The following is a 25,910-nucleotide window of genomic DNA, read 5'->3' as shown; positions in this document are numbered from 1 at the left end:
GAAAATGCTGTGTTGAACACGTTTCCGCCCGCACGCCTCCAGGGATGACCATGCCGGGGAAGCGGCGGCCCTTAGCGGATCGGACGGAAAAAGCAAGCGTTGCCGGCCTTTCTGGCCAGACTTTCTGGCCTGGCCCCGTGCGCTATTGCACGCGCCGCACCGTCCAGCCGCGTTCGGCCAGCATCCGGGGCAGGCCGTCCGTGCCCGAAACGTGCGCGGCGCCCACCGCCACGAAGGGATGCGCGCCGGCTTTCAGCATGGCGTCGATCTGTCCTGTCCAGTTGCGGTTGCGCGCGGCCAACAGCGCTTCGTGCAGACCGGGATCGGCCAGAAAGCCGGTCTCACTTTCCTTCGCGATGCCCAGGTCATCACCGCGCAGCCACAGCTTCAGGATGTCCTGCTCGTCATCCTTGCCGCTCGATGCTTCCTCGGCCACCTGTTCCAGCAGCACTTTCTGTTCCCGGTCGCCCAGCCGGTCGAAGATGCCGAACTGGCTGTCGATGGTTTCAAGGCCGGTGACGAGTTTGCCCTTCGCCATGCGCCGTAGCTCGGGCTCCACGCCGTTGTCCGGGCTCATCCCGTGCTTCTGCCCGGCGATGGCAGAAATCTGGAGCGCCACAGCCCACGATTCCTCGTCGCGGAATTGCGCGTCGGACAGCGCAAGGTCCTTGTACACGGCCTCCAGCTTGCCGCGATAGGCGGGGTCGATCCGTTCGGACGGCGGCGGCAACCCCCGGGTGAAGGCCAGCCGGCCAAGCGCTTCGCCCGCGATCTTCGCGTCCAGCGGTTCGCCGATCTCGAACACCAGCCGGTCCGCCGCGCCCAGCGCCTGCGCGATTGCGGGGCGTGACCAGCGCGTGCCTTCGGGCAGGGCGTGAACGGTGCCGAACAGCCAGCCCCGCGCGCCGCCGGGGCCGGTCACTTCCCACAGCGCCACGCGCGATTCCACCGCCGGGGCAGCGGGCTGCGGCTCGCTCCGGCACGCGCCCAGCAGCAGCCCCGCCGCCAGCGCGATGCCCGCGCAAGCCTTCCTCCAGGTCCCGGTCTTCATCCGGTTCATTGCACCCGCTGCGTGGCGAGGCCGAGCGCGGCGAGTTGTTCCTGCACGCTGCCCTTGCCGGCGAGATGCCCGGCGCCCACCGCCACGAACACCGTGCCGGGCTTGTCCAGCCGCGCCTTGATCCATTGCGCCCAGTGGCGGTTGCGGCCGACCAGCAGCGTCTCGGTCAGGCGCGGATCGTCCATGTCGGCGTTCATGATCGTGGCCAGCGCTTCGGCATCGCCCTTGCCCCAGGCGACGATCAGGCTGTCGATCTCCGGCCCGATCTTGTCGTAATCGCGCACCACGTTGCCCAGGTAGGCAAGCTGCGCATCGGCCGGCAGCGTATCGAAAAGGCCAAGCTGATAGTCGATCGTCTCCAGCCCCGCGCGCGTCCGCGCCTTGCCGCCCGGATAGGCGTTGAGCGTGGCCTCGGCGCCGTCCTTGGGGCTGAGGCCCTGGCTGATCATCGGCAGCGAGGAGAGCACGACCGCGGCGTACCACGGCTTGAACCGGTCGAAGGCCGGCGCCTGCAATCCCACCCGGCCCAGCAGCGCTTCAAAGGCGGTCCGTTGGGGCGCGTCCATCAACCCGCGCAGCGTCTGGCCTTCAGGCAAGGTCGCGCGCGAGAGCAGCGCCGCCTGCGCTTCGCCGCCCACCGGATCGAGCACTTCGGTCACCAGTTCGTCCGATCCGTCGAGCGCCTGCTTCAGCGGCCCGTTGAGCCAGTCGTAGCCGGGCTTGAGCACGTGGACGGTGCCGAACAGGTAGATCGTGGTATCCGCGTCCGCCACTTTCCACAGCGCCGGATGGACCACCTGCGGCGCCGGAGCGGGCGCGGCGACAGGGGCAGCAACCGGCGCCGCCGGGGCGGGTGCCACCGGTTCGCGCGCCAGCGCCGGCCCGGCGAACAGGCCCGCCAGCGCCAGCGCGGCCAGCGGCTTCGTCAGCCGGCGGAGCGGCGCGGTTCGGAAAAATGCGGTCATCGACATCGCTCCTGCCTACCCCGGCGCGATGAACGAACTATTGCCGCGATGCAATCGCCCGGCAAAATCGCACCGCCCGCCGCACGGCAAAGTTGATTTGCGGGCCTCCATCGGCCAAAGGCGCGGGCCATGGCCGATCATACCCAAGCATCCCCCACGGGGCCGCTCAGCCTGCAGGATATCATCCTGCGCCTTCACGCGTTCTGGAGCGAACAGGGCTGCCTGATCCTCCAGCCTTACGATATGCGCATGGGCGCGGGTACGTTCCATCCCGCCACCACGCTGCGCGCGCTGGGTCCGCAGCCGTGGAACGCCGCGTTCGTGCAGCCCTGCCGCCGGCCCACCGACGGGCGCTATGGCGAGAACCCGAACCGGCTTCAGCATTACTACCAGTATCAGGTGATCCTGAAGCCCAGCCCGGAAAACCTGCAGGAGCTTTATCTCGAAAGCCTGCGCACGATCGGCGTCGATCCGCTGCTGCACGATATCCGCTTCGTGGAGGACGATTGGGAATCGCCGACGCTGGGCGCCTGGGGCTTGGGCTGGGAAGTCTGGTGCGACGGCATGGAAGTCACCCAGTTCACCTATTTCCAGCAGATGGGCGGCTTCGATTGCAAGCCGGTGGCGGGCGAACTGACCTACGGGCTGGAGCGCCTGGCGATGTACATCCAGGGCGTCGACAACGTCTACGACCTTGCGTTCAACAATCACGGCGTCTCGTATGGCGACGTGTTCCTTGAGAACGAGCGCGAGATGTCGAAGTGGAACTTCGAGGTTGCCGATACCGACAGCCTGTTCGAAGGCTTCCGCCGCGCCGAGGAGGAATGCCGCCGCTCGCTCGATGCCGGCGTGCCGATCGCGGCCTACGAACAGGCGATCGAGGCCAGCCACCTGTTCAACCTGCTGCAGGCGCGCGGCGTGATCTCGGTGCAGGAACGCGCCAGCTACATGGGCCGCGTGCGCGATCTCGCGCGGGGATCGTGCGAGGCCTACATGGACAAATTCAAGGACGAATGGGCGCAGGCCTATCCGGGGTGGACGGCATGATGGATGCGTATGACCGCGTCATCCCAGCGCAAGCTGGGATCGCTTTCCCTGGGGCACGAGGCCCCCGCTTTCGCGCGGGCTGCGGAGAAAATCATGACTGAATTTCTCCTCGAATTGCGCTGCGAGGAAATCCCCGCGCGGATGCAGGCCGGCGCGCGCGCCTCGCTGGAAAAGCTGTTCCGCGATCATCTTGCCGCTGCCGGCCTTGCCGTGGGCGACCTTACCATCTGGACCACGCCGCGCCGCCTTGCGCTGATCGCGCGTGGCCTGCCTGCCGCGACCGAGGCGGTGAGCGAGGAAGTGAAGGGGCCGCGCACCTCCGCGCCCGAACAGGCGCTCGAAGGCTTTCTGCGCAAGACTGGACTGACCAAGGACCAGTTGACCGAGCGCGACGGCGTGTGGTTCGCGGTCAGCGAGAAGCCCGGCCGCGCCACCGCCGATGTGCTGGCCGAGGCGATCCCCGCCATCGTCCGCGCGTTCCCCTGGCCCAAGAGCCAGCGCTGGGGCGCGGCCTCGCTGTCCACCGAAAGCCTGCGCTGGGTGCGCCCGCTCTCCGCGATCGTGGCGCTGCTCGATGGCGCCGTGGTCGATTGCGAGGTCGGCGGCATCCGCGCCGGCCGGATCACGCGCGGCCACCGCTTCCACGCGCCCGGCGAAATCACCATTGATGGCGTGGACGATTACGCGGCGAAGCTGCGCGACGCGCACGTTCTGGTGGATCACGCGGAGCGCGAGGCGATCGTGCGCGACCAGGCCCGCGCCGTGGCCAGCGCCGCCGGGTTGACGCTGGTGGAGGATGAAGGGCTGGTTGTCGAAAACGCCGGCCTCACCGAATGGCCGGTGCCGCTGCTGGGCCGCTTCGACGCGGAATATCTTGAGGTTCCACCTGAAGTCATCCAGCTAACCGCGCGGACAAACCAGAAATACTTCATCTGCCGCGATGCCGATGGCCAGCTCGCCAATGCCTTCGTCTGCACCGCCAACATCGTGCCGAGCGATGGCGGAGCGGAGATCGTGGCCGGCAACCGCAAGGTGCTGGCCGCGCGCCTTTCGGACGCGCGCTTCTTCTGGCAGCAGGACCGCAAGGTGCCGCTTTCGGTCCATGCCGAGAAACTCCAGCGGATCACCTTCCACGAAAAGCTCGGCACTGTCGCCGATAAGGTGGAGCGCGTGGCCAAGCTGGCGCGCTGGCTGGTGGAAGAGGGCATTGTCCAGGAATCCCCCCTCCCGCATGCGGGAGGGGCCAGGGGTGGGTCTGACGAGGCGCCCACCCAAGCCCGGCCCACCCCCAACCCCTCCCGCGAGCGGGAGGGGAGCCTGGCCGACCAGGCCGAGCTCGCCGCGCGGCTGTGCAAGGCCGATCTCGTCACCGAGATGGTCGGGGAATTTCCCGAACTCCAGGGCCTTATGGGCGGGTACTACGCCCGCGCCGAAGGTCTGCCCGATGCCGTGGCCGATGCGATCCGCGATCACTACAAGCCGGTCGGGCAGAGCGACGACGTACCCACCGCGCCGGTCACCGTGGCCGTGGCGCTAGCGGACAAGCTGGATACCCTATTTGCATTTGAAGCCATACAACAGCGCCCGACGGGTTCAAAGGACCCATTTGCTCTTCGTCGAAACGGCTACTCACTACTCTCAATATGGCTCAAGCATGGTCTACGGCGGATAAACGAAGCTTCCGATTTTATCGGAATGTATCTTATAAAGAAGGGGGGCGATCATGTGCAAGAGGTCGAAGCATGGCTTGATGAGCATTACCAATTTGAGATTGAAGAGCTCTACAATTCTGTGCGTGAAGCCACATTGGAAAATGATGAGGTAAAGGCCTTCTTCGCGAACAAGAAGATTTCTGAAATATCTAGCGAGAAAGAGCAGGCTTTAACGCAAGCGCGCGCAAAAGCCCAAGAAATACAGAATTTTGCAATTGCTTACCAAGGTGCTTTCTATTTTGCCAAAGACTTCCTTATTGACCGCCTCAAGGTCCAGCAACGCGAAGCCGGCGTCCGGCATGACCTGATCGATGCGGTGTTCGCGCTCGGCAAAGAGGACGATCTCGTCCGCCTGCTGGCGCGCGTCCATGCGTTGCAGGCGTTCATCGGCACCGAGGACGGGGCGAACCTGCTGGCCGGGTACAAGCGCGCGGCGAACATCCTCAAGAAGGAAGGCTTCTCCGCGGCGGACATCATCCCGCCCGATGGCGAGGAAGACCCGCTGGTGATGGTGGATGATCCCGCGTTCGAGGGCATCGCCGACCAGATGGCGCATTCACCCACCGTACTCGCCTATACGCCCGAACCCGCCGAACAGGCGCTGATCGAGGCGCTGGCCGTCGCCAGCCCACGCGCCGAAGCGGCGGTCGGGGCGGAGGATTTCACCGGCGCCATGGCGGCTCTCGCCACGCTGCGCGCGCCGATCGATTCCTTCTTTGAGACCGTTACCGTCAACGATGCGGATGCGAACAAGCGTGCGAATCGCTTGGGTTTGCTTGACCGTTTCCGTGCTGCAGTGCACAAGGTCGCCGATTTCGGGCGCATCGAAGGATAAGCAGCGGGGGCGCTGGCGCGTGTCCCCCGCAGGTACCACAACGATAAATCCAGCTTCGTCAACTTCGTCAGGGAACGGCTTTTTACGATGAGCGCATACGTATTCCACTTCGGCGGTGGTGCCCGCAGCGACGATCCCCGTTCGCGCGACAAGACGATCACCGGCGGCAAGGGCGCCAATCTGGCGGAGATGGCGGGCATCGGCCTGCCGGTGCCGCCAGGCTTCACCATCAGCACCGAAGTCTGCGCGTTCTACAACGAAGCCGGCAAGACCTTTGACGAGGATATCAAGGCCGGCGTGGCCGCCGGCGTCGCGCATATCGAGGCGGCGACGGGCCGCGTGTTCGGCGATCCCGCCAATCCGCTGCTTGTCTCGGTCCGTTCGGGCGCGCGCGTTTCGATGCCGGGCATGATGGACACCGTGCTCAACCTGGGGCTCAACGACGCCACCGTCGAAGGGCTGGCCACGGGATCGGGCGATGCCCGCTTCGCATGGGACAGCTACCGCCGGTTCATCCAGATGTATTCCGACGTGGTGCTGGGCCTCGATCATCACCGGTTCGAGGATGCACTGGAAATCGCCAAGGAAGACAATGGCTTCTATGCCGATGTCGAGATGGGCGCCGAACATTGGCAGGCTCTCGTCAAGGAATACAAGGCGATCGTCGAGGAAGAACTCGGCCGCCCGTTCCCGCAGGACGTGCACGAACAGCTGTGGGGCGCGGTGGGCGCGGTGTTCGATTCGTGGGAATCGGACCGTGCCAAGGTCTATCGCCGCCTGAACGATATTCCGCAGTCGTGGGGCACCGCCGTCAACGTGCAGGCGATGGTCTTCGGCAACATGGGCGATACCTCGGCCACGGGCGTGGCCTTCACCCGCGATCCGGCGACTGGCGAGAAGGCCTACTACGGCGAATGGCTGGTCAACGCGCAGGGTGAGGACGTCGTGGCCGGCATCCGCACGCCGCAGTATCTGACCCGACGCGCACGCGAGGCGGCAGGGGCCAAGCCGCTGTCGATGGAAGAGGCGATGCCGCAGGCTTACGGAGAACTCGCCGCTGTCTTTGAACTGCTCGAAAAGCACTACAAGGATATGCAGGACATCGAGTTCACCGTCGAAAAGAACAAGCTGTGGATGCTCCAGACCCGTTCGGGCAAGCGCACCGCCAAGGCCGCGCTGAAGATGGCGGTGGACATGGTGGGCGAAGGGCTGATCGACGAGGCCACCGCGATCCGCCGCATCGATCCCATGGCGCTCGACCAGTTGCTGCACCCCACGCTCGATCCCAAGGCGCCGCGCGACGTGTTGACGCGCGGGTTGCCGGCCAGCCCCGGCGCGGCTTCGGGCGCGGTGGTTTTCGATGCCGACACCGCGCAGACGCTGGCGGAACGCGGCGATGCGGTGATCCTCGTGCGCGTGGAAACCAGCCCTGAGGACATTCACGGCATGCACGCCGCCAAGGGCATCCTCACCGCGCGCGGCGGCATGACCAGCCACGCCGCCGTGGTGGCGCGCGGCATGGGCCGCCCGTGCGTTTCGGGCGCGTCGGCGCTGTCGATCGACATGGCTGCGCGCACCGCGAAGATCGGCAACCGCGATATTCGTGAAGGCGATGTCATTACGCTCGATGGATCGAACGGCGATGTCATGGCGGGCAAGGTGCCCACCGTGGAGCCCGAACTCGTCGGCGATTTCGGCACGCTGATGACCTGGGCCGACAAGCACCGCCGCATGAAGGTGCGCACCAACGCTGAAACCCCGCTCGATTGTCAGGTCGCGCGGCAGTTCGGCGCGGAAGGCATCGGCCTGTGCCGCACCGAGCACATGTTCTTCGACGCCAGCCGCATCTCGGCCGTGCGCCAGATGATCCTGGCCGAGGACGAAGCCGGCCGCCGCACCGCGCTGGCCAAGCTGCTGCCCGAACAGCGCGCCGATTTCACCTCGATCTTCGAGGTGATGGCGGGCCTTCCGGTCACCATCCGCCTGCTCGATCCGCCGCTCCATGAATTCCTGCCCCACGGCGATGCGGAATTCGCCGAACTGGCGGAAGTCACCGGCCTGGGCGTCGATCACCTGAAGCGCCGCGCGGGCGAACTGCACGAGTTCAACCCGATGCTCGGCCATCGTGGCTGCCGCCTTGGCATCACCTTCCCCGAAATCTACGAAATGCAGGCCCGCGCCATTTTCGAGGCCGCCTGCGACGTGGCGGCGAAATCGGGCGAGGCGGTCGTGCCCGAAGTGATGATCCCGCTGGTCGCGACCCGGAAGGAACTCGAAATCCTGAAGGCGCTGGTCGATCGCGTGGCGGCGGAGGTCTTCGCCGAAAAGGGTCACACGCTCGATTACCTCGTCGGCACGATGATCGAACTGCCGCGCGCCGCGCTGATGGCGGGCGAGATCGCCGAGGAAGCCAAGTTCTTCTCGTTCGGCACCAACGACCTGACCCAGACCACGCTGGGCGTCAGCCGCGACGACGCCGCGCGCTTCCTCAATCCCTATGTCGATCAGGGCATCTACCCGCGCGATCCGTTCGTCAGCCTCGACATCGAGGGCGTGGGCCAGCTGGTCGAACTGGCGGCGGAACGCGGGCGCAAGACCCGGTCCGACATCAAGCTGGGCATCTGCGGTGAACACGGCGGCGATCCGGCCTCGATCGCGTTCTGCGAAAAGACCGGCCTCGATTACGTGTCCGCCAGCCCCTATCGCGTGCCGATCGCCCGCCTGGCGGCGGCGCAGGCCGCCTTGGGCTGATAAAGGGCGCGCTGGCGGAGGGTTACTTCCGCCAGCCGCTGAGCGTCAGGATTTCGAACGTCTCGGTCACGCGGCCTTCCGCGTCGGCTTGTCCGGCGAAAGCGGCCCGTGCCCTAGCCAGCGCAGCCTTGCCCAGCGTCGGGCCGGAGCGGGCGAGGCAGTTGCTCAGCCCCTGCGCCCGCACGTCGCCCACCAGACGCTCCAGGCTGCCGAAGCGCACCGGTAGCGAGCGGCTGTCGATCACCGGGGCGGCGAAGCCGCAGCGCTGGAGCAGTTGCCCGCCGGCGCGGACGTCCACTTGCGGGTGGATGCGCGGGGCGGGGCGGTCGCCGTCGGCCGCGAGCATGATCGCGCGCAGGGCGGGTAGGCTGCCCGCGCCGCTGAAGCTCATGATCGCAAGGCCATCGGGCGCCAGCGCGCGGCGCAAGTGCAGCAGCGCGCCGGGCAGATCGTTGACGGTATCGAGCGTGCCGAGGCTGGCGATGAGGTCGAAGCCTTCGTCCGCCGGGATCGGGTTTTCCTCGTCGATCGGCGTTTCGCCAGGGCCGGGGACCGGATCGGCGCGGGTGACGGCGCAGCCCTGCGCGGCCAGTGCCGTGGCGAGCGTGCCGGTCCAGTCGCCGATCACCAGCGCCCGGGCCGGGGCGTGGCGCAGGAACGACAGACGGTCGAGCACGTCCTCCACCATGTCATTCATCACGTAGCGCGCCGCGTCGGGGCGCTGTTGCAGCCGGCGCATCCGCGCGCGGAGCGCGGCGCGGCGAGTGGGCGAGAAGATGGTCGGCGGTGACGCGGGCGGCGAGGGGGCGGGGGGAAGCGCGGAAGCCATGCGCGGCTGCCTGCCCGTTCGGGATGCTCTTGCCAAGCCCCCGTTCCGGGCGGACAACACGGTTCATGCTCCGGTCCGCTTCCCTTGCCGCCGTGACGGCCCCGGTGATCGACCTGGTCTTTCCGCCGCGCTGCCCGCTGTGCGGCGATCCGCTGGCGCGGCAGGGCGGGTTGTGCGTGGCCTGCTGGGGCAGGCTCGCCATTCCGGGCGATCCCGCCTGCGCGCTCTGCCAGCGCCCCTTGGGCGAAGAGCATCGCGATGACGGGCATCTGATCTGCGCGCCCTGTCTGGCTAGTCCGCCGAAGCATGAGGGGATCACGGCGGCGACGCTTTACAACGATGCCTCGCGCGATCTGGTGCTGGCGTTCAAGCACGGGCGCCGCGTTGGCCTTGCCGGCTTGCTGGCGCAATTGATCGTGCCGCGGCTGCCAGAGCTGGACGGGGAGTGGTTGGTCGTACCGGTGCCGCTCCACCGCTGGCGTTTGTGGCGGCGCGGGTTCAACCAGTCCGCGCTGCTGGCAGCGCGGATCGCTCGGGTTACGGGGCAGGCGCTGGCCGTCGATGCGCTCGTTCGCGTCAAGCAGACGCCCCCGTTGGGGGGATTGAACCGCCGCGCGCGGGCGGTGGCGCTCTCAGGCGCGATTGCTGCGTCGCCGCGCTGGGCAAGCAGGTTGAATGGCGCAAACGTGCTGCTGGTGGATGACGTCATGACGAGTGGCGCGACGACCGACGCCTGCCTGCGCGCGCTGCGCAAAGCCGGGGCGGCCCGGATTCGCATCGCGTGTTTCGCCCGCGTGCTGGATGAGGCGCTGGATGCAGCCGGTCGGTCTGGAACATCCCTGGACGGCACGGACACGGGGCCATAAAAGAAACGCCCGGAATCTTGCGATTCCGGGCGTCCTCGTGACGAAATTGCAAGCGTTACAACGACAGCCCCCTGTTGTCGCTCCGCTCTAGGTCCCTCATCATCCGGCCAGATACCGATCCAGCCTCCGCTGTCTCCGGCACCTGAAGCCGCCCTCTTTTTCCCTGAACTTTGGCGCTTTTGCGCCGCCTTTCGGCGGTCCAGAATGCGGTTCCCTCAGACCGCGCATTCTTCATCCGCGATTGGTCGCCCCGACGAAAGTCCATTGTTGCGTTTGGATGGATTTTGCGACCCATCTGTGGTTATCCTGCAACAAATCCTCATTTGATACGGGTTGCAGAGAAAGGTCCTTACCATTTCACAGGATGATTCCTCCGAATTGCGCGAACAGGGGCGGGTTTTCATGCCCAGGTTCGATGCCGCCGGGCTGGTGACGGCGGTGGCGGTGGATCATCGTACCGGCGAATTGCTGATGCTGGCGCATATGGACGCTGAAGCGATCGCGAAGACGCGCGAGACGGGATTCGCCCATTTCCATTCCCGGTCGCGCGGGCGCCTGTGGATGAAGGGCGAAAGCTCGGGGCATACGCTCAAGGTCGTCGAGATCCGCGTGGATTGCGATCAGGATGCGCTGGAACTGAGAGTCGAGGCGGCGGGGCCGGCCTGCCACACGCTGGCGCGGAGCTGTTTCTACCGGCGGATCGATAATAACGGAGAACTTGTGCGGATCGTGGATTGACGCTTACGTAAAGGGTAGGTAGCTCTATGAGCATGCCCGCTCAGTCCGCCGCCGCAAATCGTGACCACACCGGCCATCTCGACCATCCTGACGCGAGCGCACGCGATCAGTATACGATTTCCGATCTCTCCAACGAGTTCGGCGTTACCGCTCGCGCCTTGCGCTTCTATGAGGACGAGGGCCTGATCGCGCCGACGCGGCTCGGCCTGTCGCGCATCTACAGCAAGCGCGACCGGGCGCGGCTGGCATGGATCATGCGCGCCAAGAACGTGGGTTTCAGCCTCGCCGAAATCCGCGACATGATCGATCTTTACGATCTGGGCGACGGGCGTGCCGAACAGCGCCGCGTCACCATCGCCAAGTGCCGCGAACGGATCGACAACTTGCGCCGCCAGCAGGCGGACATCACCGACACCATTGATGAACTGACCAGCTTCGTCGACCTTCTGGTGAAGCGGGAGCGTCTGGAAGGGCGCAATCCCGAAACCGGCGGGTCGCACAACTCCTGAGGACCAAGCAATGCCGATCTACAAGGCTCCAACGCGGGACACGCGTTTCATCGTCAACGAAGTCGTCCGCGTGGCCGACTATACTCATCTGGCCGGGTTCGAGAACGCCACGCAGGACATGACGGACGCGGTGATCGAGGAAGCGGGGCGCTTCGTTTCCGAAGTGGTCGCGCCGCTCAACCGCGTGGGCGATATCGAGGGCTGCACCCGCCACCCCGACGCTTCGGTGACGACGCCGACCGGGTTCAAGGAAGCCTATCGCCAGTACGTAGAGGGCGGCTGGCCCACGCTCGTCGGGCCGGAGGCGTTCGGCGGACAGGGTTTGCCGCACGTGATCGGCTTCGTCATGGAAGAATACATGTGCAGCGCGAACCACGCCTTCGCGATGTATCCAGGCCTTGCCAATGGCGCGATTTCCGCGATCCTCTCGAAGGGTTCGCCCGAACAGCAGGCGAAGTATCTGCCCAAGATGGTCTCCGGCGAATGGCTTGGCACGATGAACCTGACCGAACCGCACTGCGGCACCGATCTGGGCCTGATCCGTACCCGCGCCGAGCCGCAGGCCGATGGCTCCTATGCCATCACCGGCACCAAGATCTTCATTTCGGCGGGTGACCATGACCTGACCGAGAACATCATCCACCTGGTGCTGGCCAAAACGCCGGGCGCGCCGGAATCGAGCAAGGGCATCTCCCTGTTCATCGTGCCCAAGTTCCTGGTGAACGACGATGGCTCGCTGGGCGCGAAGAATGCCGTGTCGGTCGGCTCGATCGAACACAAGATGGGTATCCACGGCAACGCCACCTGCGTGATGAACTACGAGGACGCGAAGGGCTGGATCGTCGGCGAGGAGAACAAGGGCCTTGCCGCGATGTTCGTGATGATGAACGCGGCCCGTCTGGGCGTGGGCATCCAGGGGCTGGGGCAGGCGGAAGCCGCGTACCAGAACTCGGTGCTCTATGCGCAGGAGCGCCGGCAGGGCCGCGCGCTGACCGGCCCCGCCGAGCCCGATCAGAAGGCCGATCCGCTGTTCGTCCACCCCGATGTGCGCCGGATGCTGATGGATGCCAAGGCCTTCACCGAAGGGATGCGCGCCTTCTCCGGCTGGGGCGGTCTGCTGGTCGATCTTTCGCACAAGGCGGCGACGGCGGAAGAGCGGCAGGAAGCCGATGACCTGATCAGCCTGCTGACGCCGGTGATCAAGGGCTACGGCACCGACAGGGGCTACCAGACCGCCACCGACATGCAGCAGATCTGGGGCGGCCACGGCTATATCGCCGAAAGCGGCATGGAGCAGTTCGTGCGCGATGCGCGCATCGCCATGATCTATGAAGGCGCGAACGGCGTGCAGGCGATGGATCTTGTCGGGCGCAAGCTGCCGATGAACGGCGGCCGCGCGGTGCAGGCCTTCTTCAAGCTGGTCGATGACGAATGCGCTTCCACCGCCGATAACGGCGATGCGGTAGCGCTGGTGGCGGAACGGCTGGGCAAGGCCAATGGCGAGCTGAAGGCCGCGACCATGTGGTTCCTCCAGCACGGCATGACCGACCGCAACGCACTGGGCGCGGGCGCCTATGCCTACATGACGCTGATGGGCATCGTTTCGCTGGGCCTGATGTGGCTGAAGATGGCCAAGGTGGCGGCTGCGGCGCTGGCGGCGGGAACGGACGATACGCTGTTCTACGAGGCCAAGCTGGTCACCGCGAAGCATTTCGCGCTGCGCTCTATCCCCCAGGCTGGCGCATTGCGGCGCGAGATCGAGGCGGGTGGCGAAACCGTGATGGCACTGCCGGTGGAAGCCTTCGCCACGGCCTGATGGTGCCCCGCCATCGGCTGGGGCGGCCGGGTTTGAACCGATGCCAAACCTCCTGGCATGGGTCGGTCGCTGCGTTCGATCCGGCTTGAAATTCGCTGCGATCGAATGCGGTTGCCCGGTTCTCGGATTGCGGCTCGGCGCATTGCGCGGCTTTCCCAATCCGCCGCCGCCATGCTCATGACCCGCCGACCTGCCCGCACTGCCGTAGAAGATGGAGACGCATGATCCGCCAATATCTGCCAAAGTGGTGCTAGGCATTGCGTCATGCAACGCCGTGCCCAACGCGCGCTCGCATCGGAACCACGCGGCGGTTCCAATGCCCAACCGGCCTTGGGCGCGCCTGACTTCAGGACCAGCCGACCATCACGGCCTTGGTTTCGGTGAAGGCCTCGACGCCGTCGCGCCCGTTTTCGCGACCGAGGCCGGATTGGCGGAAGCCGCCGAAGGGCAGGGCGAATTCCATGCCGGACCCGTTGATCTTGACCGAGCCGGAGCGCAGCTTCTTCGCCATGGTCTGCGCGGCGGCCAGGTTCTGCGTCCAGACGTAGGCCGAAAGGCCGTAGATGCTGTCGTTGGCCTTGCGGGCGAGGTCGTCGAGGCTGTCCGTATCCGAAAAGCGCATGACCGAGAGCACCGGCCCGAAGATTTCCTCGCGCATGATGCGCATGTCCGGGCGGGCATCGACGAAGACGGTGGGGTTGACGAAGTAGCCCGCGCCGGCTGGCGCATCGCCGCCAAACAAAAGGCTTGCGCCCTCCGCCTTGCCGGCTTCGACATAGCCCATGACCCGGCTTTTCTGCCCTGCCGAGATCAGCGGACCAAGATGGACGCCATCCCGCGTGCCGGGGCCGACCACCAGCTTGGCGGCGAAGGCGGCAAGGCCTTCGAGGAACTGGTCATAGACGGCATCGTGCAGGAACAGGCGCGATCCGGCTGCGCAGACCTGCCCGCTGTTGCCGAAGATGCCCATGGCGACGCCCGGGATCGCCTTCGCCAGATCGGCGTCGGCAAACACGATGGAGGCCGACTTGCCGCCCAGTTCGAGCGAGACGCGCTTCAGCGAACCCGCGCTTTCGCGCAGGATGGACTGGCCGGTGGCCGTCGAGCCGGTGAACGAGATCTTGTCCACCCCCGGATGCGCCACCAGCGCCGAGCCGGCCTGCGCTCCGAGACCGGTGACGACATTGACCGCTCCGTCCGGAAAGCCGGCTTCGGCGACGAGTTCGGCCAGGCGCAGGCCTGACATCGGCGCCAGTTCGGCCGGCTTCAGCACCACCGTGCAGCCCGCTGCCAGCGCGGCTGAAACCTTGGTGCAGGTAATCGCGAACGGGGCGTTCCACGGCACGATCAGCGCGGCCACGCCCAGCGGATCGTGCGTGGTGTAGCCGTGCCAGTTGCCGGGTACCGAGACGGGCGTGGTCTCTCCGTTCAGGCGGCGCGGCCAGCCGGCGTTATAGCGGATCGAACTGATCGCGGAGCCGACCGCCATCTGCCGCGCGATGGCATAGGGCATGCCATTGTCGAGCGTTTCGATCGCGGCGATCTCGTCCTGATGCTGTTCGACGATATCGGCGAGGCGGAGCAGCAGCCTTTCGCGCTGGGCAGCGGGCATCGCGCTCCATTCCGGGCGTTCGAAGGCGGCGCGCGCGGCGTTTACGGCTGCATCCACTTCCGTCGCGCCGCCGGACGCGATCTGTCCGATCACCGTTTCGGTCGCGGGATCGATCACGTCGATCGGGGCGGCGTTTCCACGCTGCCAGGCGCCGTTGATGAAGTGCCCGGAAAGCTGCCCGATGCGCGCGGCGGCGCGATCGAAGACAGGGGAAAGCTCGGTCATTGCATGGACTCCGGCGCATGATTGCCAAGAATGAGGTCTGCCGCCTTTTCGCCGATCATCACGGCGGCGGCATTGGTGTTCGCCCCGACCAGCAGCGGCATGATCGAGGCATCGACCACGCGCAGACCCTCGACGCCGTGGACGCGCAGTTGCGGATCGACCACCGCGTCCGGTCCGGTGCCCATGGTGCAACTGCCGACGGGATGGTGGACGACGCCGGCCAGATCGGCCTTCATCGCATCGAGCTGGGTATCGTCCTGCACATGCGTGCCAGGCAGGATTTCCCGCAGCACGTAATCGGCGATCGGACCGCCCGAGAATATCCTGCGCGAGATCGAGAGGCCCTTCTTCAGTGTCGCCCAGTCGTTGGGGTGTTCCAGCAGGTTGAGCTGGATGCGCGGGGCGGATAGCGGGTTGCGATCGCGCAGCGTAACCGAACCACGGCTTTCGGGGCGCAGCAGGCAGATCGAGTTGTAGAAGCAATCCTGTTTCGGCTTGGCGAAGCCGGGAAACCAGATGTTCGCATCGACCCTGACCGGGCTGGACATGATCTGGAGATCGGGCCGGTCGAGATCGGGTTCCGACCGGGCGAGAATACAGCCGGCGGCGATCTGGTTGGCGAAGCGGCCCGTGCCGGTGAAATACCAGCGCAGGAACGAAACGGTCGCGCGGTCGAAGCGCAGTTCGCGCGCGAAACTGTGGGGCGGAGCCGCGTCGTACTGGTGGGCAAGGCGGACGTGCTCCTGCAGGTTCTGCCCGACGCCAGGCAGCTCGTGGACCGGAGAGATGCCGTGGCTGGCTAGCTCTCCGCCCGGCCCGATGCCCGACAGCATGAGGATCTGTGGCGAGCCGTATGCACCGGCGCAGAGCAGTACCTCGCGTTCCACAGTCGCCTGCTGGCGCACTCCATGGCGTTCGAACTCCACGCCGGTGGCGCGCTTGCCGTCGAACCGGATGCGGTGAACATGCGCGCGCGTCATCACCTTGAGGTTGCGGCGCGAACGGATGGGCTTGAGGTACGCCGCCGCCGATCCGCAGCGTTCGCCGTTGCGTAGCGCGATCTGCACGTCGGCGCAGCCTTCGTTGCTCTCGCCGTCATAGTCCGGGTTGTAGGGATAGCCGCAGAGTGCTGCCGAGGCGCGCAGTTCGTCCGCCATCAGGCGCGAGGTATCGACCGGCTGGACCGAGATCGGCCCGCCGCGTCCGCGCCAGCGGTTGCCGCCGGTCCAGTGGTCTTCCGAGCGCTTGAAATAGGGTAGCACGCTGGCATAGTCCCAGCCGGTGCACCCCGCCGCCGCCCAATCGTCGAAATCGCGCGGATGCCCCCGGAAATGCACCATGCCATTGATCGACGACGATCCGCCGAGCATCCGCCCGCGCGGCAAGGGAAAGCTCTTGCCGCCCACATGGGTTTCGGGTTCGGAGGCGAATTGCCAGGCAAGGTCGGAACTGCGCAACGCCTGGAGGAAACCCAGCGGCATCCGCACATAGGGATGGTTCGCCTCGCCGCCCGCCTCGAGCAGCAGCACGCGCACGGCGGGATCGGCACTAAGCCGGTTGGCGAGTACCGAACCGGCCGAACCGGCACCGATCACGATGAAATCGAATTCCAGGGTGTCCACGGCCACAAGCCTTTTTGTTGAAAATGCGAAACCGGTCAGGCCAGCCAGAGAAAGCTGGTCGCGCGCGTGTTTTCGCGCCACGGCGCCGGACCCAGCAAAGCGTCCAGCGTGCGGGTGGTGCGGTTGCCGCCGTCCAGGGTGGTTTCCATCTGCGCCATGCCGTTGAGGGAAACGGCATGGCGCACGGGGCGCGATGTTCCGCGCAGGACATCGCGCGCCAGCACGAAATCGGAATATCCGGTCAGCCCCACGATCATGCCATTGGCGGACAGCCAGCGGCCATGCGGGGCAAGCAGCAGCGCCACGACTTCGCCCTGCGGATCAGCCAGCGTGTGTCCGCCCGCGCGGGCCCGCGCGATCAGGCGAGGGGCTTCCGGCAGTCTGCCATCGACGATGAAGCGCGGATCGCCGGAGAGATCGAGTGCAGACGCCAGGCCGGGCAGGCCCGCAAGGCCGACCGCCCCCAGCGTCACGCCGCCTTTCAGGATATCGCGACGAAGCGGCATCACGATTTCTTCCGCGCGAGATAGGCGGCGATCTTGTCGAGTTCCGCGTCGGTCACTTCGACCCGCGAGAAGGCCGGCATGTTCATCAGCCCGTTGCGGACCACGGCCTTAACGTAGTCGGCGTCAAGGTCGGTGCGGTGGATCAACTCGGCCTTGTCCTTGCCCAGCCGACGGCCCAGCATCATCGCGCCGGTGCTTTTGCCGACATGGCAGAAGGCGCATTCCTGTCCGAACAGGCGTTCGCCCTCGTCCTTCGATCCCGACCCGAACAGCGCGGCGGCGATCGGGGAAGCGGGCTTCGGCGCGGGCGGAGGAGGGACATCTCCCGCCGTGCCGCACGATGCCGCCAGCAGCGCTGCAAGCCCGGCCAGCGGCAGGAGCGATCGCGAAAGTTTCATGGGCGTTCTCCCTCTGCTCAGCGGCGGGTGCCGATGCCGTTGCGGCCGGGCGCGATGATGTTGTTGGGATCGAGCGCGGCCTTGACCTTGTCGTTGAGCCTGCGCAGCGCGCCGCCCCCGAAATTGTAGGTTTCCGCCACAGCATCCATGTAGGAGATATGGCCGCGATATTCGGCGAAGCCCTGGCTCGCGGCTTCGGCAAGCAGGTGGCGATAGAGCTTGTCAGCGCGGGCGACCATCTCCGGCTCATCGCGGTTGTAGAGAATCAGGCTGACGTTGTTGATGTGCCGCCGGCCGATGGTGAAGCTGGCGTAATAGTCCTGGCCGATTTCCTCGTAATAGGCCTTGATCTTCTTGGCGTAATTGAAGGCGAGCGTGCCGTCTTGCGGCAGCACCGGCGCGAAGCTGAGGTGACCGCCGCGTCCGCCGTACCAGTTGACGCACTGAAGCCCCATCGTGGTGGGAACGCCCTGGGCCGACTTCTCCTCGGGATCGCCCTTCTTCCACAGCTCGAATTCCAGCGGACGGCCCAGCTTCGGCTCGAACAGCTTGCGGATCAGGTCCACTTGCGCCGTCACCGTGCCTTCGTGGCCGAACAGGCTGATCTTGGCGTTCCACCAGCCGAGTCCGAGCTTCTTCATCATGGTCTCGCTGACCGAATCCGGCAGCGCCCCCGGGCCGTCGTACCAGTCCGCCCGTTGCGATATGGTGGAGGCCGCGCGCACCGGCGATCCGAACACGATATTGTGCTGGATCACGTCACGCCGGCGCAGGTCGCACAGGATGTCGATGGCCCACGCGGCATCGTCGAAATTGGGCAGGGCCAGTTCGATCTTGGCGGTCATTTCCGGTTCCGGCTGGAGCCAGACGCCGGCCTTGGTGACTACGCCTAGGTTCGACTGCATGAACATCTGGTCCCAACCGGGGCCATATCCGTACTTGTAGGCTTGCCACCCGGCGGAACCCTGCATCGCGCCCATGCCGGTGCGCACGACCGAGCCATCGGGAAGCACCACTTCCATGCCGCAGATCTGTTCGCAGTGATCGCCATAGGGCGTGTAACCGATGCCCCGGTCGAGCGCGTTGCCGATGACGCTGCCCCAGGAGTTGCCGGGAACGGACATCCACAACGGATGGTTGTTTTCCTTGAGGTGGCGGAACAGGTCGAAATAGCCGACGCCCGGTTCCAGCAGGCAATAGGCCTGCTTGTCGTTGACCTCGAGCACGCGGTTCATGCGGCTGAGATCGAGGATGACATCGCCCTTTTCCGCCGGCGAGGCCGCGCCATAGCCCAGGTTCTTGCCCCGCCCGACGGGCCAGAGCGCGACCTTGGTTTCGTTGGCCACGCGCACGATCGCCTGCACTTCCTCGACCGAGGCCGGCGCCACGATCGCGGAGCAATCGTGATCCATGCCGTCGCCCATGGCATAGGGATCGATATAGGACGCGCGGTCCTCTTCGCTGTCGAGCACCCACTGGTTGCCGATGGCGGCGCGAAATCCGGCGAGGGCTTTCTGGAACCCGGTGCTGCCTACGCCCTTGGGGAGCAAGGAGGCCATATCCACTCCTGATGATTTGCTTGCACGCGGCGGAGGCAGGCTCCAGTGCGCGAGGAATATTCTGTCTGACGGATCGATATTCTATAAAAATGCGTATGGCAGTCGCCGGGGCCTGTCAACGGTCATGGCGGTGCCAAGGGCAGGAAGGCGGGCTGTCAGGCGGTCCATCCGACCGTTCCCTTCTGCATGAACCGTATGCCGAGCACGCTGATGAACAGGCGCAAGGCCGCGCGGAAAACATGGTCCGGAATGATCGGCGTAGCGCGCTTGCCGAGGTAGGTGCCGGCCAGGCCCGTGACCGTCGCAACGAGGATTTCTGGCACGTATTGCCGGTAGTCGAAGCCCGCTGCGGAATAGCCCGCCGTCCGCAGCACCTCGAGCACGATGATGCAGGTGGCGAAGGTGCCGACGATCGCGGTGCGGGTCAGCTTCGTGCGCAGCAGCGCGGGCTGGAGGATCGCGCCGAGGCCGAACAGCGTTCCCACCACGGCATGCAGGACGCCGACCGAGAAGAACGACTTGCCGGGCGAGATGCGCAGCCGGAGCGGTGGCAGCCATGCCAACACCAGCAGCAGGACGCCCAGCAATATTGCCAGCAGGTTTTCCGGCGCGCGGCTGAACAGCCACATGCCGCCCGCCACGCCGGCCAGCGAACCGGCGGTGAAGGAGCGCACGATCGCCCAGTCGATATCGGCCCAGAAGGCATGGGTACGCGAGAACAGCGAACCGAACGACAGCACCGATTGCAGCGCGATCGCGCTCGGCAGCGGCAGAATCCACGTCGTCGCGCCGAACAGGATGTAGCCGCCGCCGACCGAAAAGCAGGCGCTGAGAAAGGAGGCCGCGAAGCTTGCCCCGGCAAGCAGCAGCAACCGCGTTGGTTCCTGCACCTAGCGCTCCGTATAGCCGGCCCAGTAGCGGGGTTTGAAGCTGAGGGCGATGAAGGCGGCGGCGAAGGCGATGCACGTCACCACGACGAACGGCAGGGTGAAGCCGCCGGTCAGGTCGACGCCGAAGCCAATCGCCGCAATACCCGCCGAAGCGCCGAGGTGGAACGCGGCGCTGAGCAGCGAGATGACCTGCGGCAGCGATCGCACGCCGTACATGTGCCGTGCGAGGACGGGGGCCTGCACGATCACGCCGCCGTGCGACACGCCGCGCACGATCGTGAACATCAGGAACGTGGCGAGGCCGGCCAGCGGGAAGGTGAGCAGCGCTGCAACGCCGCACAGCGCCCAGCACAGCGCCACGCCGCGCGTGGAAAGGCGATCGAACACCCAGCCGAACAGGATCTTGCCGAGGCCCGAGATCACGATGACGATGGTGAAACCCAGCGCCGCGACATAAGCGCCAAGGCTGGTGTGGCGTTCGATGAACAGCGGGATGTATTCGTTGATGCCGTTGCTGATCACGCCCGACATCGCCGCGGCGACGATCAGCAGGATGAACTGACGGCTGCGCAGGAACGAGGAAAACTCCGGCCCCGGATCGGGGGCCTGCCCCGCAACTCCGGGCTTGCCGGGAGCAGCCTTGCCAGGGTCCAGTTCGTCGGCGGTGTAACCGTAAGCTTCGGGCGTCTCGTGGACGAGGAAGTTGACCGCGAGCGACAGTACCACCAGCACGATAAGGCCCGCCATTCCGGCGGTGGCATGCCACCCAAGCTGGCGCAGGCCCAGGGTCGTCGCCATCGGAACGACGGTACCAGCAACGGCGCCGCCCAGCATGGCAATCCCGGTGATCCGGCCAAGGCTCGCCGAATACCAGCGTGCGAGCGTGACCTGGATGGCAATCAGGGCCAGGATCGAGGCGAAGCCGGAGACGGCGGCAAGCGCATAGTAGACCGGCAGGTTGCGGACGAAAAAGAGCAGCGTGGTGGCGATGCCGATCGTGACGACCGAGGGCATGAATACGCGCTTGAGGCCGAAGCGCACGAACATGCCGCCCGCGAACAACCCGCCCACCGCCGACACGGCGGACTTGATCGCCATGAAGCTGGTGGTCTGCGCGACGCTCCAGCCCATGTCTTTGGCGATCGTGTTGTACATGATCGGCATCATCATCGAGACGCCGGCCAGCGCGATGCCCCAGATCAGGAAACCGGCCACGATATTCATGCGCGCATAGCGCCGGACCTGCGCGATCGCGATCCGCTCCCCACCCGTCATCATTGTCTCCTCGTCACCGTGTGACGCCCAGGTGGCGCGCCGGTCGTGATGTCTCCGACGATCCGTCGTGCAGATCGTTCTTTTATACAGAACATCGTTCTTTTATTTTTAGTGCGCAGACGAGTCAATCCGACTGGAGGCAAAAGGCTCCGACGCAGGGGCCGGAGTTCCGCCGACAGGGGGCATGGCCGGTCAGCCATCGCGTGATGACTGGCCGGCGGGCCAGATGCCGTGGTTGCCGGGCGAAAGGATACCTGCCGGATCGAACGCCTGCTTCAGCCGCGCGTAGGTCTTGCCGAGCGCGTGATCGTTGAAATCGAACTTTGCGGCGACGTGGTCGACCAGCGAAACGTGCGCGCGATAACCGGTGCAGCCCCACTCGGCGGCGCGATCATACATTTCGCGCACCGCGTTGCGGGTGGTTTCCACCTGTTCGGCATCCGCGGTGTCAAACAGGATCATGCTGGCGCTGACCATGCTGCGGCCGGTCAGCAGCAGGCCGAACGGGCCGACCAGTCCGTACCGGTCCAGCGTTTCGCGCACCAGCGCTTCGGCTTTCAGCGCCGCTTCACCGGTAAAGGGCAGGACCGGCGAGAAATCCATGTGGCCGATGCGCGGGCCGAAAATGCCGTGCAGGCGTTCGAGCAGGACTTGATTGGGAATGCCCGCCGAAATCAGGTCCCGCGGTTCCACCTCGTCCGGGCCGGCCTCGCCGGAATAAGCGCGCAGTTCCAGTACCGCGCCGGGCAGGGTGGCGCAGGCTTCTTCCAGAAGGGCGCGCCGCGCTTCGACCATGCGGGCGGGGCCATAGAGGCCGATGCGCGCGTTCCAGCGGCCCGGGCGCAGTACCTGCCGCAGGTTGCGCATGGTGAAAGCGCCGTTGCCGGCTTCCTCGTTTTCGGTATCGGCGGGCGTGCCGACGATCATGGGCACGCCTTGCAGCACACCTTCGTGCATCAGTCGGCGCAGCATGTCGATCATCGGCACGATATCGCCGTCACCCTCGCAGCGGATGGTGCCGGTGACGATCGTTTCCGGGCGCGGCATCAGCCACAGGCCGGCCTTGGTGACCACGCCGAAGTTCGATTGCTTGAACAGTTCATCGAGCGAAGGACCAAAGCCGCGTCGATGACATGACCACACCGGGCTGTTGCTGATCGCGCCTTGACCGGTGCGCAGCAGCGTGCCGTCGGCCAGCACAGCCTCCAACCCGCACAGCGCCGAGGCATGATCGCCGTGGACGTTGTAGCGGTAGCCGTGTTCGAGCGCATTGCCGATGATGCTGCCCCATCCGAGATCGGGAACCGACATCATCAGCGGGGCGTCCTGCGCGCGCAGTTCCTCGTAAAGCCGGTGAAAGGTGACGCCTGGTTCGATCAGCGCGAAGCCCTGCTTCGCATCGATGTCGAGGATGCGGTTCATCCGGCGCAGGTTGAGCACGATGCCGCCGCTGACGGCAGGCGCCGATCCGCCGTAGCCGAAGTTGCGGCCCATCGACGATGTCCAAAGGTGGACGCCCAGTTCGGCGGCGATCCGCACGGCCGCCTGCACCTGTTCCACCGTTTCCGGCTGGATGACGAAAGAGGGCTGGTGTGCCGTCGCCGCGGGGCCTTCGAACGGATCGCGGAATTCGGCGAGATTGCGACCTTCGCGATGGACCGCATCGGTTCCCAGCAGTTGCGTGAAGCGGTCGGCTGCGCGTTCGATCAGCGCGGGGGAGGGCGTGACGGCAGGAACGGCTTGCATGGGCATGGATCGCATCTCCCGGGGTTTTACGGCCGGGACCGGTTTCGCCGGAGCCGGGCGCAGACGCATTCTGTTATGAAAAATAACATTCTATTTTTACCTCTCGCCGCCTGCATTGGTCAATGCCAAAGTTCTGATTGACAGAATGACGTTTCATTTGCATCTAGCCAGTTGATTCGTGAATACATGTGTTTTCGATTGGGGAGAAGAGGCTATGGCAGTCCGGACTGGCGACCAGTACAAGGCAGGCTTGAATGACGGCCGGGTGGTTTGGCTCGGCGAAGGCAAGGTCAGCGTCGCGGAAGACCCGTTGCTGGCGGGCTCGCTGAACGGCATGGCCGGCTATTTCGATTGGCAGAACGAATACGCTGACGAATGCCTCATCGACGATCCGGAACGCCCCGGCGAGAAGATGAACGTCAGCCTGATGCTGCCCAAGTCGAAGGAAGACCTGATGGTGCGCCATCGTGGTCTGGAGCGACTGGCGCGCTATTCCAACGGCATGCTCGGTCGCACGCCCGACTATGTGAACGTCGTGCTGGCGGGTCACACCGCGCGCGCGGACATATGGGCGAAGGGCAAGCCCGAGGGGTATGAGCGGCTGAAGAACTTCCATCGCGAAGTCATCGACGGCGATCTTTCGATGACGCACACCATCGTTCACGCGAATATCGACAAGGGCGCGCCGCCGCTGGCGGGGATGAACTCTGACCTGACGCTGCGCGTAGTCGGCCGCAATGAAAACGGCGTGATCGTGCGGGGCGGCAAGGTGCTGGCGACGCTCGGCCCGATTGCCGACGAGCTTTACGTCTATTCCTCGGCCCCGATCCCTTCGGGCGCAGAACAGTATGCGCTGATCTTCTCGATCCCGGTCAGCACCAAGGGCGTGATCCAGATCTGCCGCGATCACTATGGCGTCGATCGCAGCGTGGCCGACGCCCCGTTCTCATCGCGCTTCGACGAGCAGGATTCGTTCGTGATCTTCGACGATGTGGAAGTGCCCTACGAGCGGCTGTTCTGCGATGGCGACCTCACGGTCTACAACACGCTGAACCAGGGCGTCTCGCCGGGCAACACGCTGCAGCAGACGGCCATCCGCGCGATGGTGAAGCTTGAATTTGCCTATGACCTGTGCAGCAGCATCGCCAAAGTCACCAACAGTCTGCATGCGCCCGACGTGGCGGTGCAGTTGGGCGAGATCTATTCGTACCTGTCGATGACCCGCTCGATCATCCATGCCGCCGAAGAACGGGCCCACGACTGGGGCGCAGGCGCGTTCTTCCCGCACCGCGACCTGTCGGTGCTGCGCTGCGTAATGCCAGGCTGGATGACGCGCGTGAACCAGATCATTCGCGCGATCGGTTCGCACAACCTGCTGTGCACGCCTTCGCTGGCGCTGTTCGATAATCCCGAGATCGGCGACTTGCTGCGCAAGTATCTGCCCGGTTCCAACGGCATCGCCGCCGAGGAGCGCGCACGGATCATGCGAATGGCCTGGGATTTCGCCGGTTCGGCGCTGGGCAGCCGTATCGAACTGTACGAAATGTTCTACCTGACCAGCCAGACGCGCGCGCGCATTGGCGACCACATGATCGCGCAGCGCGACTACGAATGGAACCAGGTGCAGGAGTTCATGCAGAAGTCCGGCATCCTGCCGGGCTGATCGGAGCATCTCCGTCATGCCATCGGAAGCGGCCGCCGGGCAACGGGCGGCCGCTTCCTGTTTTGGGGAACGCACCATGACTGTCACGACATCGCGCGCCGACGTATCGGCGCAACCGCCGCTCGACGCCTTGTTCAAGGGCGCGATGCGGCGCCTGGCCAGCGGGGTGGCGCTGGTCACCACGGCGGATGCGGCCGGAACGCCTTATGGCATCGCCATGACCGCGTTCATGTCGCTGAGCATGGAGCCGCCGTCGATGCTGCTGGCGATCAATACCGGCGCGTCGCTGTGCGCGCCGCTGCTGGCGCACGGGGCGTTCGCCGTCAACATTCTGGCATGGGAGCAGCGCGAAGGCTGCCAAACGTTCGTCTCGACGCCGGCCGACCAGCGTTTCGCGACGATGCCCTGGCGGATGGAGCGGGGTGTGCCGGTTGTGTCGGCCTCCGTCGCCACTATCATCTGCGCCGTCGATCAGGCAGAGGCCTTCGGCAGCCATACCATCGTGAAAGGCCTGGTGGAGCGCGTGATGCTGGGGGATGATACCGTGCCGCTGACATATCTGGACGGGCGCTATGGCCGGGTTGGCTTCGATGTCTGAAGAGCCGCTCCGCGCCATCGAGTCCGCAACGGACGAGGCCCCGCGCGAAAGCTCCAGCCGCCAGCGTTTTCTCGAAGCGGCCGATGACCAGTTCATCGCCAATGGCTATGACCGCTGCACGATCCGCGCGATCGCCGCGCAGGCGGGGACCAGCCTCGCATCGCTGAGCCGGAACTGGAGCAGCAAGCGCCATTTGTTCGAGGAAGTGTTCAAGCGGCACTTCGACCCCATCCACGCCGCGCAGAACGCCGGCTTCGACGCCATCGAGGCGAGCGGGGACATCACCGTCCGCGCGATCGTTGCCGCATTCTTCGGCGCCGCGCTGGCGCGGGAAGAGGCCGCCTTGCGCAAGAGCCATCGCGTCTATTGCATGGCGCTGCTCGATCCGTCTGACGAGGCGCGTGGCATCACGCGCCCGTTGGCCGCACCGGTCCGCGCGCGCCTGATCGCCCTGTTACGCCGCGCGCTGCCGCAACTGGACGAAAAGCGCTTTTTCCTGGCGATGAACGTGGTGCTGGGCGCCTATATGTATCCGCAGGCGCATGGCGAGCGGCTCGCGGGAATCATGGGGTTCGATCTCGCATCGATCGACTGGAGCGAGGCGGCGGACATTCTGGCGGACATGATCGGCCACGGATTGGCCGCAAAGCCCTGACTGCAGCAGACTGGAGAATCGAAAAGAAGAAGG

The 25,910-nt window shown here is 65.6% G+C and carries 21 protein-coding genes; 10 read left to right on the top strand and 11 right to left on the bottom strand.

What is annotated here, in order from left to right; genetic code table 11:
* Positions 1 to 142: 142 nt before the first annotated feature.
* Positions 143 to 1,051 (bottom strand): TraB/GumN family protein, encoded by a 909-nt coding sequence (locus F1640_RS01930; RefSeq protein WP_194917465.1) that lies wholly within the window; start codon positions 1,049 to 1,051, stop codon positions 143 to 145.
* A 5-nt stretch (positions 1,052 to 1,056) separates the two neighbouring features.
* Complete coding sequence (locus F1640_RS01925; protein WP_194917464.1) at positions 1,057 to 2,025, bottom strand: TraB/GumN family protein; 969 nt, start codon at positions 2,023 to 2,025, stop codon at positions 1,057 to 1,059.
* A gap of 129 nt (positions 2,026 to 2,154) precedes the next feature.
* Here F1640_RS01925 and F1640_RS01920 point away from each other — a divergent pair, with 129 nt between their 5' ends.
* The 3 genes from F1640_RS01920 (at position 2,155) to ppdK (ending at position 8,370) form a co-directional block, all read left to right on the top strand.
* Entirely contained in the window at positions 2,155 to 3,072 is a 918-nt protein-coding gene (locus F1640_RS01920; protein WP_124809602.1) for a glycine--tRNA ligase subunit alpha, read from the top strand.
* Between the two features lie 93 nt (positions 3,073 to 3,165).
* Entirely contained in the window at positions 3,166 to 5,619 is a 2,454-nt protein-coding gene (gene glyS, locus F1640_RS01915) for a glycine--tRNA ligase subunit beta (RefSeq protein WP_194917463.1), read from the top strand.
* 87 nt (positions 5,620 to 5,706) lie between these two features.
* Positions 5,707 to 8,370 carry a pyruvate, phosphate dikinase gene (gene ppdK, locus F1640_RS01910; protein WP_194917462.1) on the top strand — a complete coding sequence of 888 codons (2,664 nt, stop codon included), beginning with the start codon at positions 5,707 to 5,709 and terminating at the stop codon, positions 8,368 to 8,370.
* Between the two features lie 22 nt (positions 8,371 to 8,392).
* On the opposite strand, the gene F1640_RS01905 is transcribed toward ppdK, so the two are convergent.
* Positions 8,393 to 9,199 (bottom strand): class I SAM-dependent methyltransferase, encoded by an 807-nt coding sequence (locus tag F1640_RS01905; protein ID WP_255530164.1) that lies wholly within the window; start codon positions 9,197 to 9,199, stop codon positions 8,393 to 8,395.
* Positions 9,200 to 9,264: 65 nt separating this feature from the next.
* Here F1640_RS01905 and F1640_RS01900 point away from each other — a divergent pair, with 65 nt between their 5' ends.
* The 4 genes from F1640_RS01900 to F1640_RS01885 all read left to right on the top strand — a co-directional run bounded on the left by F1640_RS01900 (position 9,265) and on the right by F1640_RS01885 (position 13,128).
* Positions 9,265 to 10,065 (top strand): ComF family protein, encoded by an 801-nt coding sequence (locus tag F1640_RS01900; RefSeq protein ID WP_194917461.1) that lies wholly within the window; start codon positions 9,265 to 9,267, stop codon positions 10,063 to 10,065.
* A gap of 402 nt (positions 10,066 to 10,467) precedes the next feature.
* Entirely contained in the window at positions 10,468 to 10,803 is a 336-nt protein-coding gene (hisI, locus tag F1640_RS01895; RefSeq protein ID WP_125956175.1) for a phosphoribosyl-AMP cyclohydrolase, read from the top strand.
* 26 nt (positions 10,804 to 10,829) lie between these two features.
* Complete coding sequence (locus F1640_RS01890; RefSeq protein ID WP_223806641.1) at positions 10,830 to 11,312, top strand: MerR family DNA-binding transcriptional regulator; 483 nt, start codon at positions 10,830 to 10,832, stop codon at positions 11,310 to 11,312.
* 10 nt (positions 11,313 to 11,322) lie between these two features.
* Positions 11,323 to 13,128, top strand: coding sequence for an acyl-CoA dehydrogenase C-terminal domain-containing protein (locus F1640_RS01885; protein WP_194917460.1), 1,806 nt, complete (start codon positions 11,323 to 11,325; stop codon positions 13,126 to 13,128).
* A 346-nt stretch (positions 13,129 to 13,474) separates the two neighbouring features.
* Here the strand turns inward: F1640_RS01885 and F1640_RS01880 are convergent, their stop codons facing one another.
* The 8 genes from F1640_RS01880 to F1640_RS01845 all read right to left on the bottom strand — a co-directional run bounded on the left by F1640_RS01880 (position 13,475) and on the right by F1640_RS01845 (position 22,967).
* Positions 13,475 to 14,965, bottom strand: coding sequence for an aldehyde dehydrogenase (locus F1640_RS01880; RefSeq protein WP_194917459.1), 1,491 nt, complete (start codon positions 14,963 to 14,965; stop codon positions 13,475 to 13,477).
* Positions 14,962 to 16,587, bottom strand: coding sequence for a GMC family oxidoreductase (locus F1640_RS01875; RefSeq protein WP_194917458.1), 1,626 nt, complete (start codon positions 16,585 to 16,587; stop codon positions 14,962 to 14,964). The genes F1640_RS01880 and F1640_RS01875 overlap by 4 nt, the downstream gene beginning before the upstream one ends.
* 35 nt (positions 16,588 to 16,622) lie before the next feature.
* Positions 16,623 to 17,093, bottom strand: coding sequence for a hypothetical protein (locus tag F1640_RS01870; RefSeq protein ID WP_194917457.1), 471 nt, complete (start codon positions 17,091 to 17,093; stop codon positions 16,623 to 16,625).
* Positions 17,093 to 17,491 (bottom strand): cytochrome c, encoded by a 399-nt coding sequence (locus F1640_RS01865; RefSeq protein ID WP_194917456.1) that lies wholly within the window; start codon positions 17,489 to 17,491, stop codon positions 17,093 to 17,095. The genes F1640_RS01870 and F1640_RS01865 overlap by 1 nt, the downstream gene beginning before the upstream one ends.
* Before the next feature lie 17 nt (positions 17,492 to 17,508).
* Positions 17,509 to 19,050, bottom strand: coding sequence for an FAD-binding oxidoreductase (locus F1640_RS01860; RefSeq protein ID WP_194917454.1), 1,542 nt, complete (start codon positions 19,048 to 19,050; stop codon positions 17,509 to 17,511).
* 155 nt (positions 19,051 to 19,205) lie between these two features.
* Positions 19,206 to 19,940 (bottom strand): sulfite exporter TauE/SafE family protein, encoded by a 735-nt coding sequence (locus F1640_RS01855; RefSeq protein WP_194917452.1) that lies wholly within the window; start codon positions 19,938 to 19,940, stop codon positions 19,206 to 19,208.
* Positions 19,941 to 21,218, bottom strand: a complete 1,278-nt coding sequence (locus tag F1640_RS01850) for an MFS transporter (protein ID WP_125956164.1) — start codon at positions 21,216 to 21,218, stop codon at positions 19,941 to 19,943. It lies immediately after the preceding gene.
* 189 nt (positions 21,219 to 21,407) lie between these two features.
* A complete protein-coding gene (locus F1640_RS01845) occupies positions 21,408 to 22,967 on the bottom strand; it encodes an FAD-binding oxidoreductase (RefSeq protein ID WP_194917450.1) in 1,560 nt (519 codons plus the stop codon).
* A 208-nt stretch (positions 22,968 to 23,175) separates the two neighbouring features.
* Between F1640_RS01845 and F1640_RS01840 the strand changes: the two genes are divergently transcribed.
* From F1640_RS01840 to F1640_RS01830, 3 genes are all read left to right on the top strand, one after another.
* Complete coding sequence (locus tag F1640_RS01840) at positions 23,176 to 24,624, top strand: 4-hydroxyphenylacetate 3-hydroxylase N-terminal domain-containing protein (protein ID WP_124809615.1); 1,449 nt, start codon at positions 23,176 to 23,178, stop codon at positions 24,622 to 24,624.
* A 76-nt stretch (positions 24,625 to 24,700) separates the two neighbouring features.
* Positions 24,701 to 25,222, top strand: coding sequence for a flavin reductase family protein (locus tag F1640_RS01835; RefSeq protein WP_194917448.1), 522 nt, complete (start codon positions 24,701 to 24,703; stop codon positions 25,220 to 25,222).
* A complete protein-coding gene (locus F1640_RS01830; protein WP_194917446.1) occupies positions 25,215 to 25,877 on the top strand; it encodes a TetR/AcrR family transcriptional regulator in 663 nt (220 codons plus the stop codon). Before F1640_RS01835 ends, F1640_RS01830 begins: the two co-directional genes overlap by 8 nt.
* Positions 25,878 to 25,910: the final 33 nt, after the last annotated feature.

The sequence above is a fragment of the Novosphingobium sp. NBM11 genome, assembly GCF_015390225.1.
Lineage (GTDB): Bacteria > Pseudomonadota > Alphaproteobacteria > Sphingomonadales > Sphingomonadaceae > Novosphingobium.
Note: the sequence above shows the minus strand (reverse complement) of the source record. Positions and strands in the feature narration are given on the sequence as shown.

What these genes read in the sequence shown, in the direction of transcription:
- F1640_RS01860 (WP_194917454.1), bottom strand. Translation starts at nt 19,050, where the DNA reads ATGGCCTCCTTGCTCCCCAAGGGCGTAGGCAGCACCGGGTTCCAGAAA.
- glyS (WP_194917463.1), top strand. Translation starts at nt 3,166, where the DNA reads ATGACTGAATTTCTCCTCGAATTGCGCTGCGAGGAAATCCCCGCGCGG.
- F1640_RS01865 (WP_194917456.1), bottom strand. Translation starts at nt 17,491, where the DNA reads ATGAAACTTTCGCGATCGCTCCTGCCGCTGGCCGGGCTTGCAGCGCTG.
- F1640_RS01930 (WP_194917465.1), bottom strand. Translation starts at nt 1,051, where the DNA reads ATGAAGACCGGGACCTGGAGGAAGGCTTGCGCGGGCATCGCGCTGGCG.
- F1640_RS01880 (WP_194917459.1), bottom strand. Translation starts at nt 14,965, where the DNA reads ATGACCGAGCTTTCCCCTGTCTTCGATCGCGCCGCCGCGCGCATCGGG.
- F1640_RS01850 (WP_125956164.1), bottom strand. Translation starts at nt 21,218, where the DNA reads ATGATGACGGGTGGGGAGCGGATCGCGATCGCGCAGGTCCGGCGCTAT.
- F1640_RS01845 (WP_194917450.1), bottom strand. Translation starts at nt 22,967, where the DNA reads ATGCCCATGCAAGCCGTTCCTGCCGTCACGCCCTCCCCCGCGCTGATC.
- F1640_RS01830 (WP_194917446.1), top strand. Translation starts at nt 25,215, where the DNA reads ATGTCTGAAGAGCCGCTCCGCGCCATCGAGTCCGCAACGGACGAGGCC.
- hisI (WP_125956175.1), top strand. Translation starts at nt 10,468, where the DNA reads ATGCCCAGGTTCGATGCCGCCGGGCTGGTGACGGCGGTGGCGGTGGAT.
- F1640_RS01905 (WP_255530164.1), bottom strand. Translation starts at nt 9,199, where the DNA reads ATGGCTTCCGCGCTTCCCCCCGCCCCCTCGCCGCCCGCGTCACCGCCG.
- F1640_RS01835 (WP_194917448.1), top strand. Translation starts at nt 24,701, where the DNA reads ATGACTGTCACGACATCGCGCGCCGACGTATCGGCGCAACCGCCGCTC.
- F1640_RS01870 (WP_194917457.1), bottom strand. Translation starts at nt 17,093, where the DNA reads ATGCCGCTTCGTCGCGATATCCTGAAAGGCGGCGTGACGCTGGGGGCG.
- F1640_RS01925 (WP_194917464.1), bottom strand. Translation starts at nt 2,025, where the DNA reads ATGACCGCATTTTTCCGAACCGCGCCGCTCCGCCGGCTGACGAAGCCG.
- F1640_RS01920 (WP_124809602.1), top strand. Translation starts at nt 2,155, where the DNA reads ATGGCCGATCATACCCAAGCATCCCCCACGGGGCCGCTCAGCCTGCAG.
- ppdK (WP_194917462.1), top strand. Translation starts at nt 5,707, where the DNA reads ATGAGCGCATACGTATTCCACTTCGGCGGTGGTGCCCGCAGCGACGAT.
- F1640_RS01840 (WP_124809615.1), top strand. Translation starts at nt 23,176, where the DNA reads ATGGCAGTCCGGACTGGCGACCAGTACAAGGCAGGCTTGAATGACGGC.
- F1640_RS01885 (WP_194917460.1), top strand. Translation starts at nt 11,323, where the DNA reads ATGCCGATCTACAAGGCTCCAACGCGGGACACGCGTTTCATCGTCAAC.
- F1640_RS01890 (WP_223806641.1), top strand. Translation starts at nt 10,830, where the DNA reads ATGAGCATGCCCGCTCAGTCCGCCGCCGCAAATCGTGACCACACCGGC.
- F1640_RS01900 (WP_194917461.1), top strand. Translation starts at nt 9,265, where the DNA reads ATGCTCCGGTCCGCTTCCCTTGCCGCCGTGACGGCCCCGGTGATCGAC.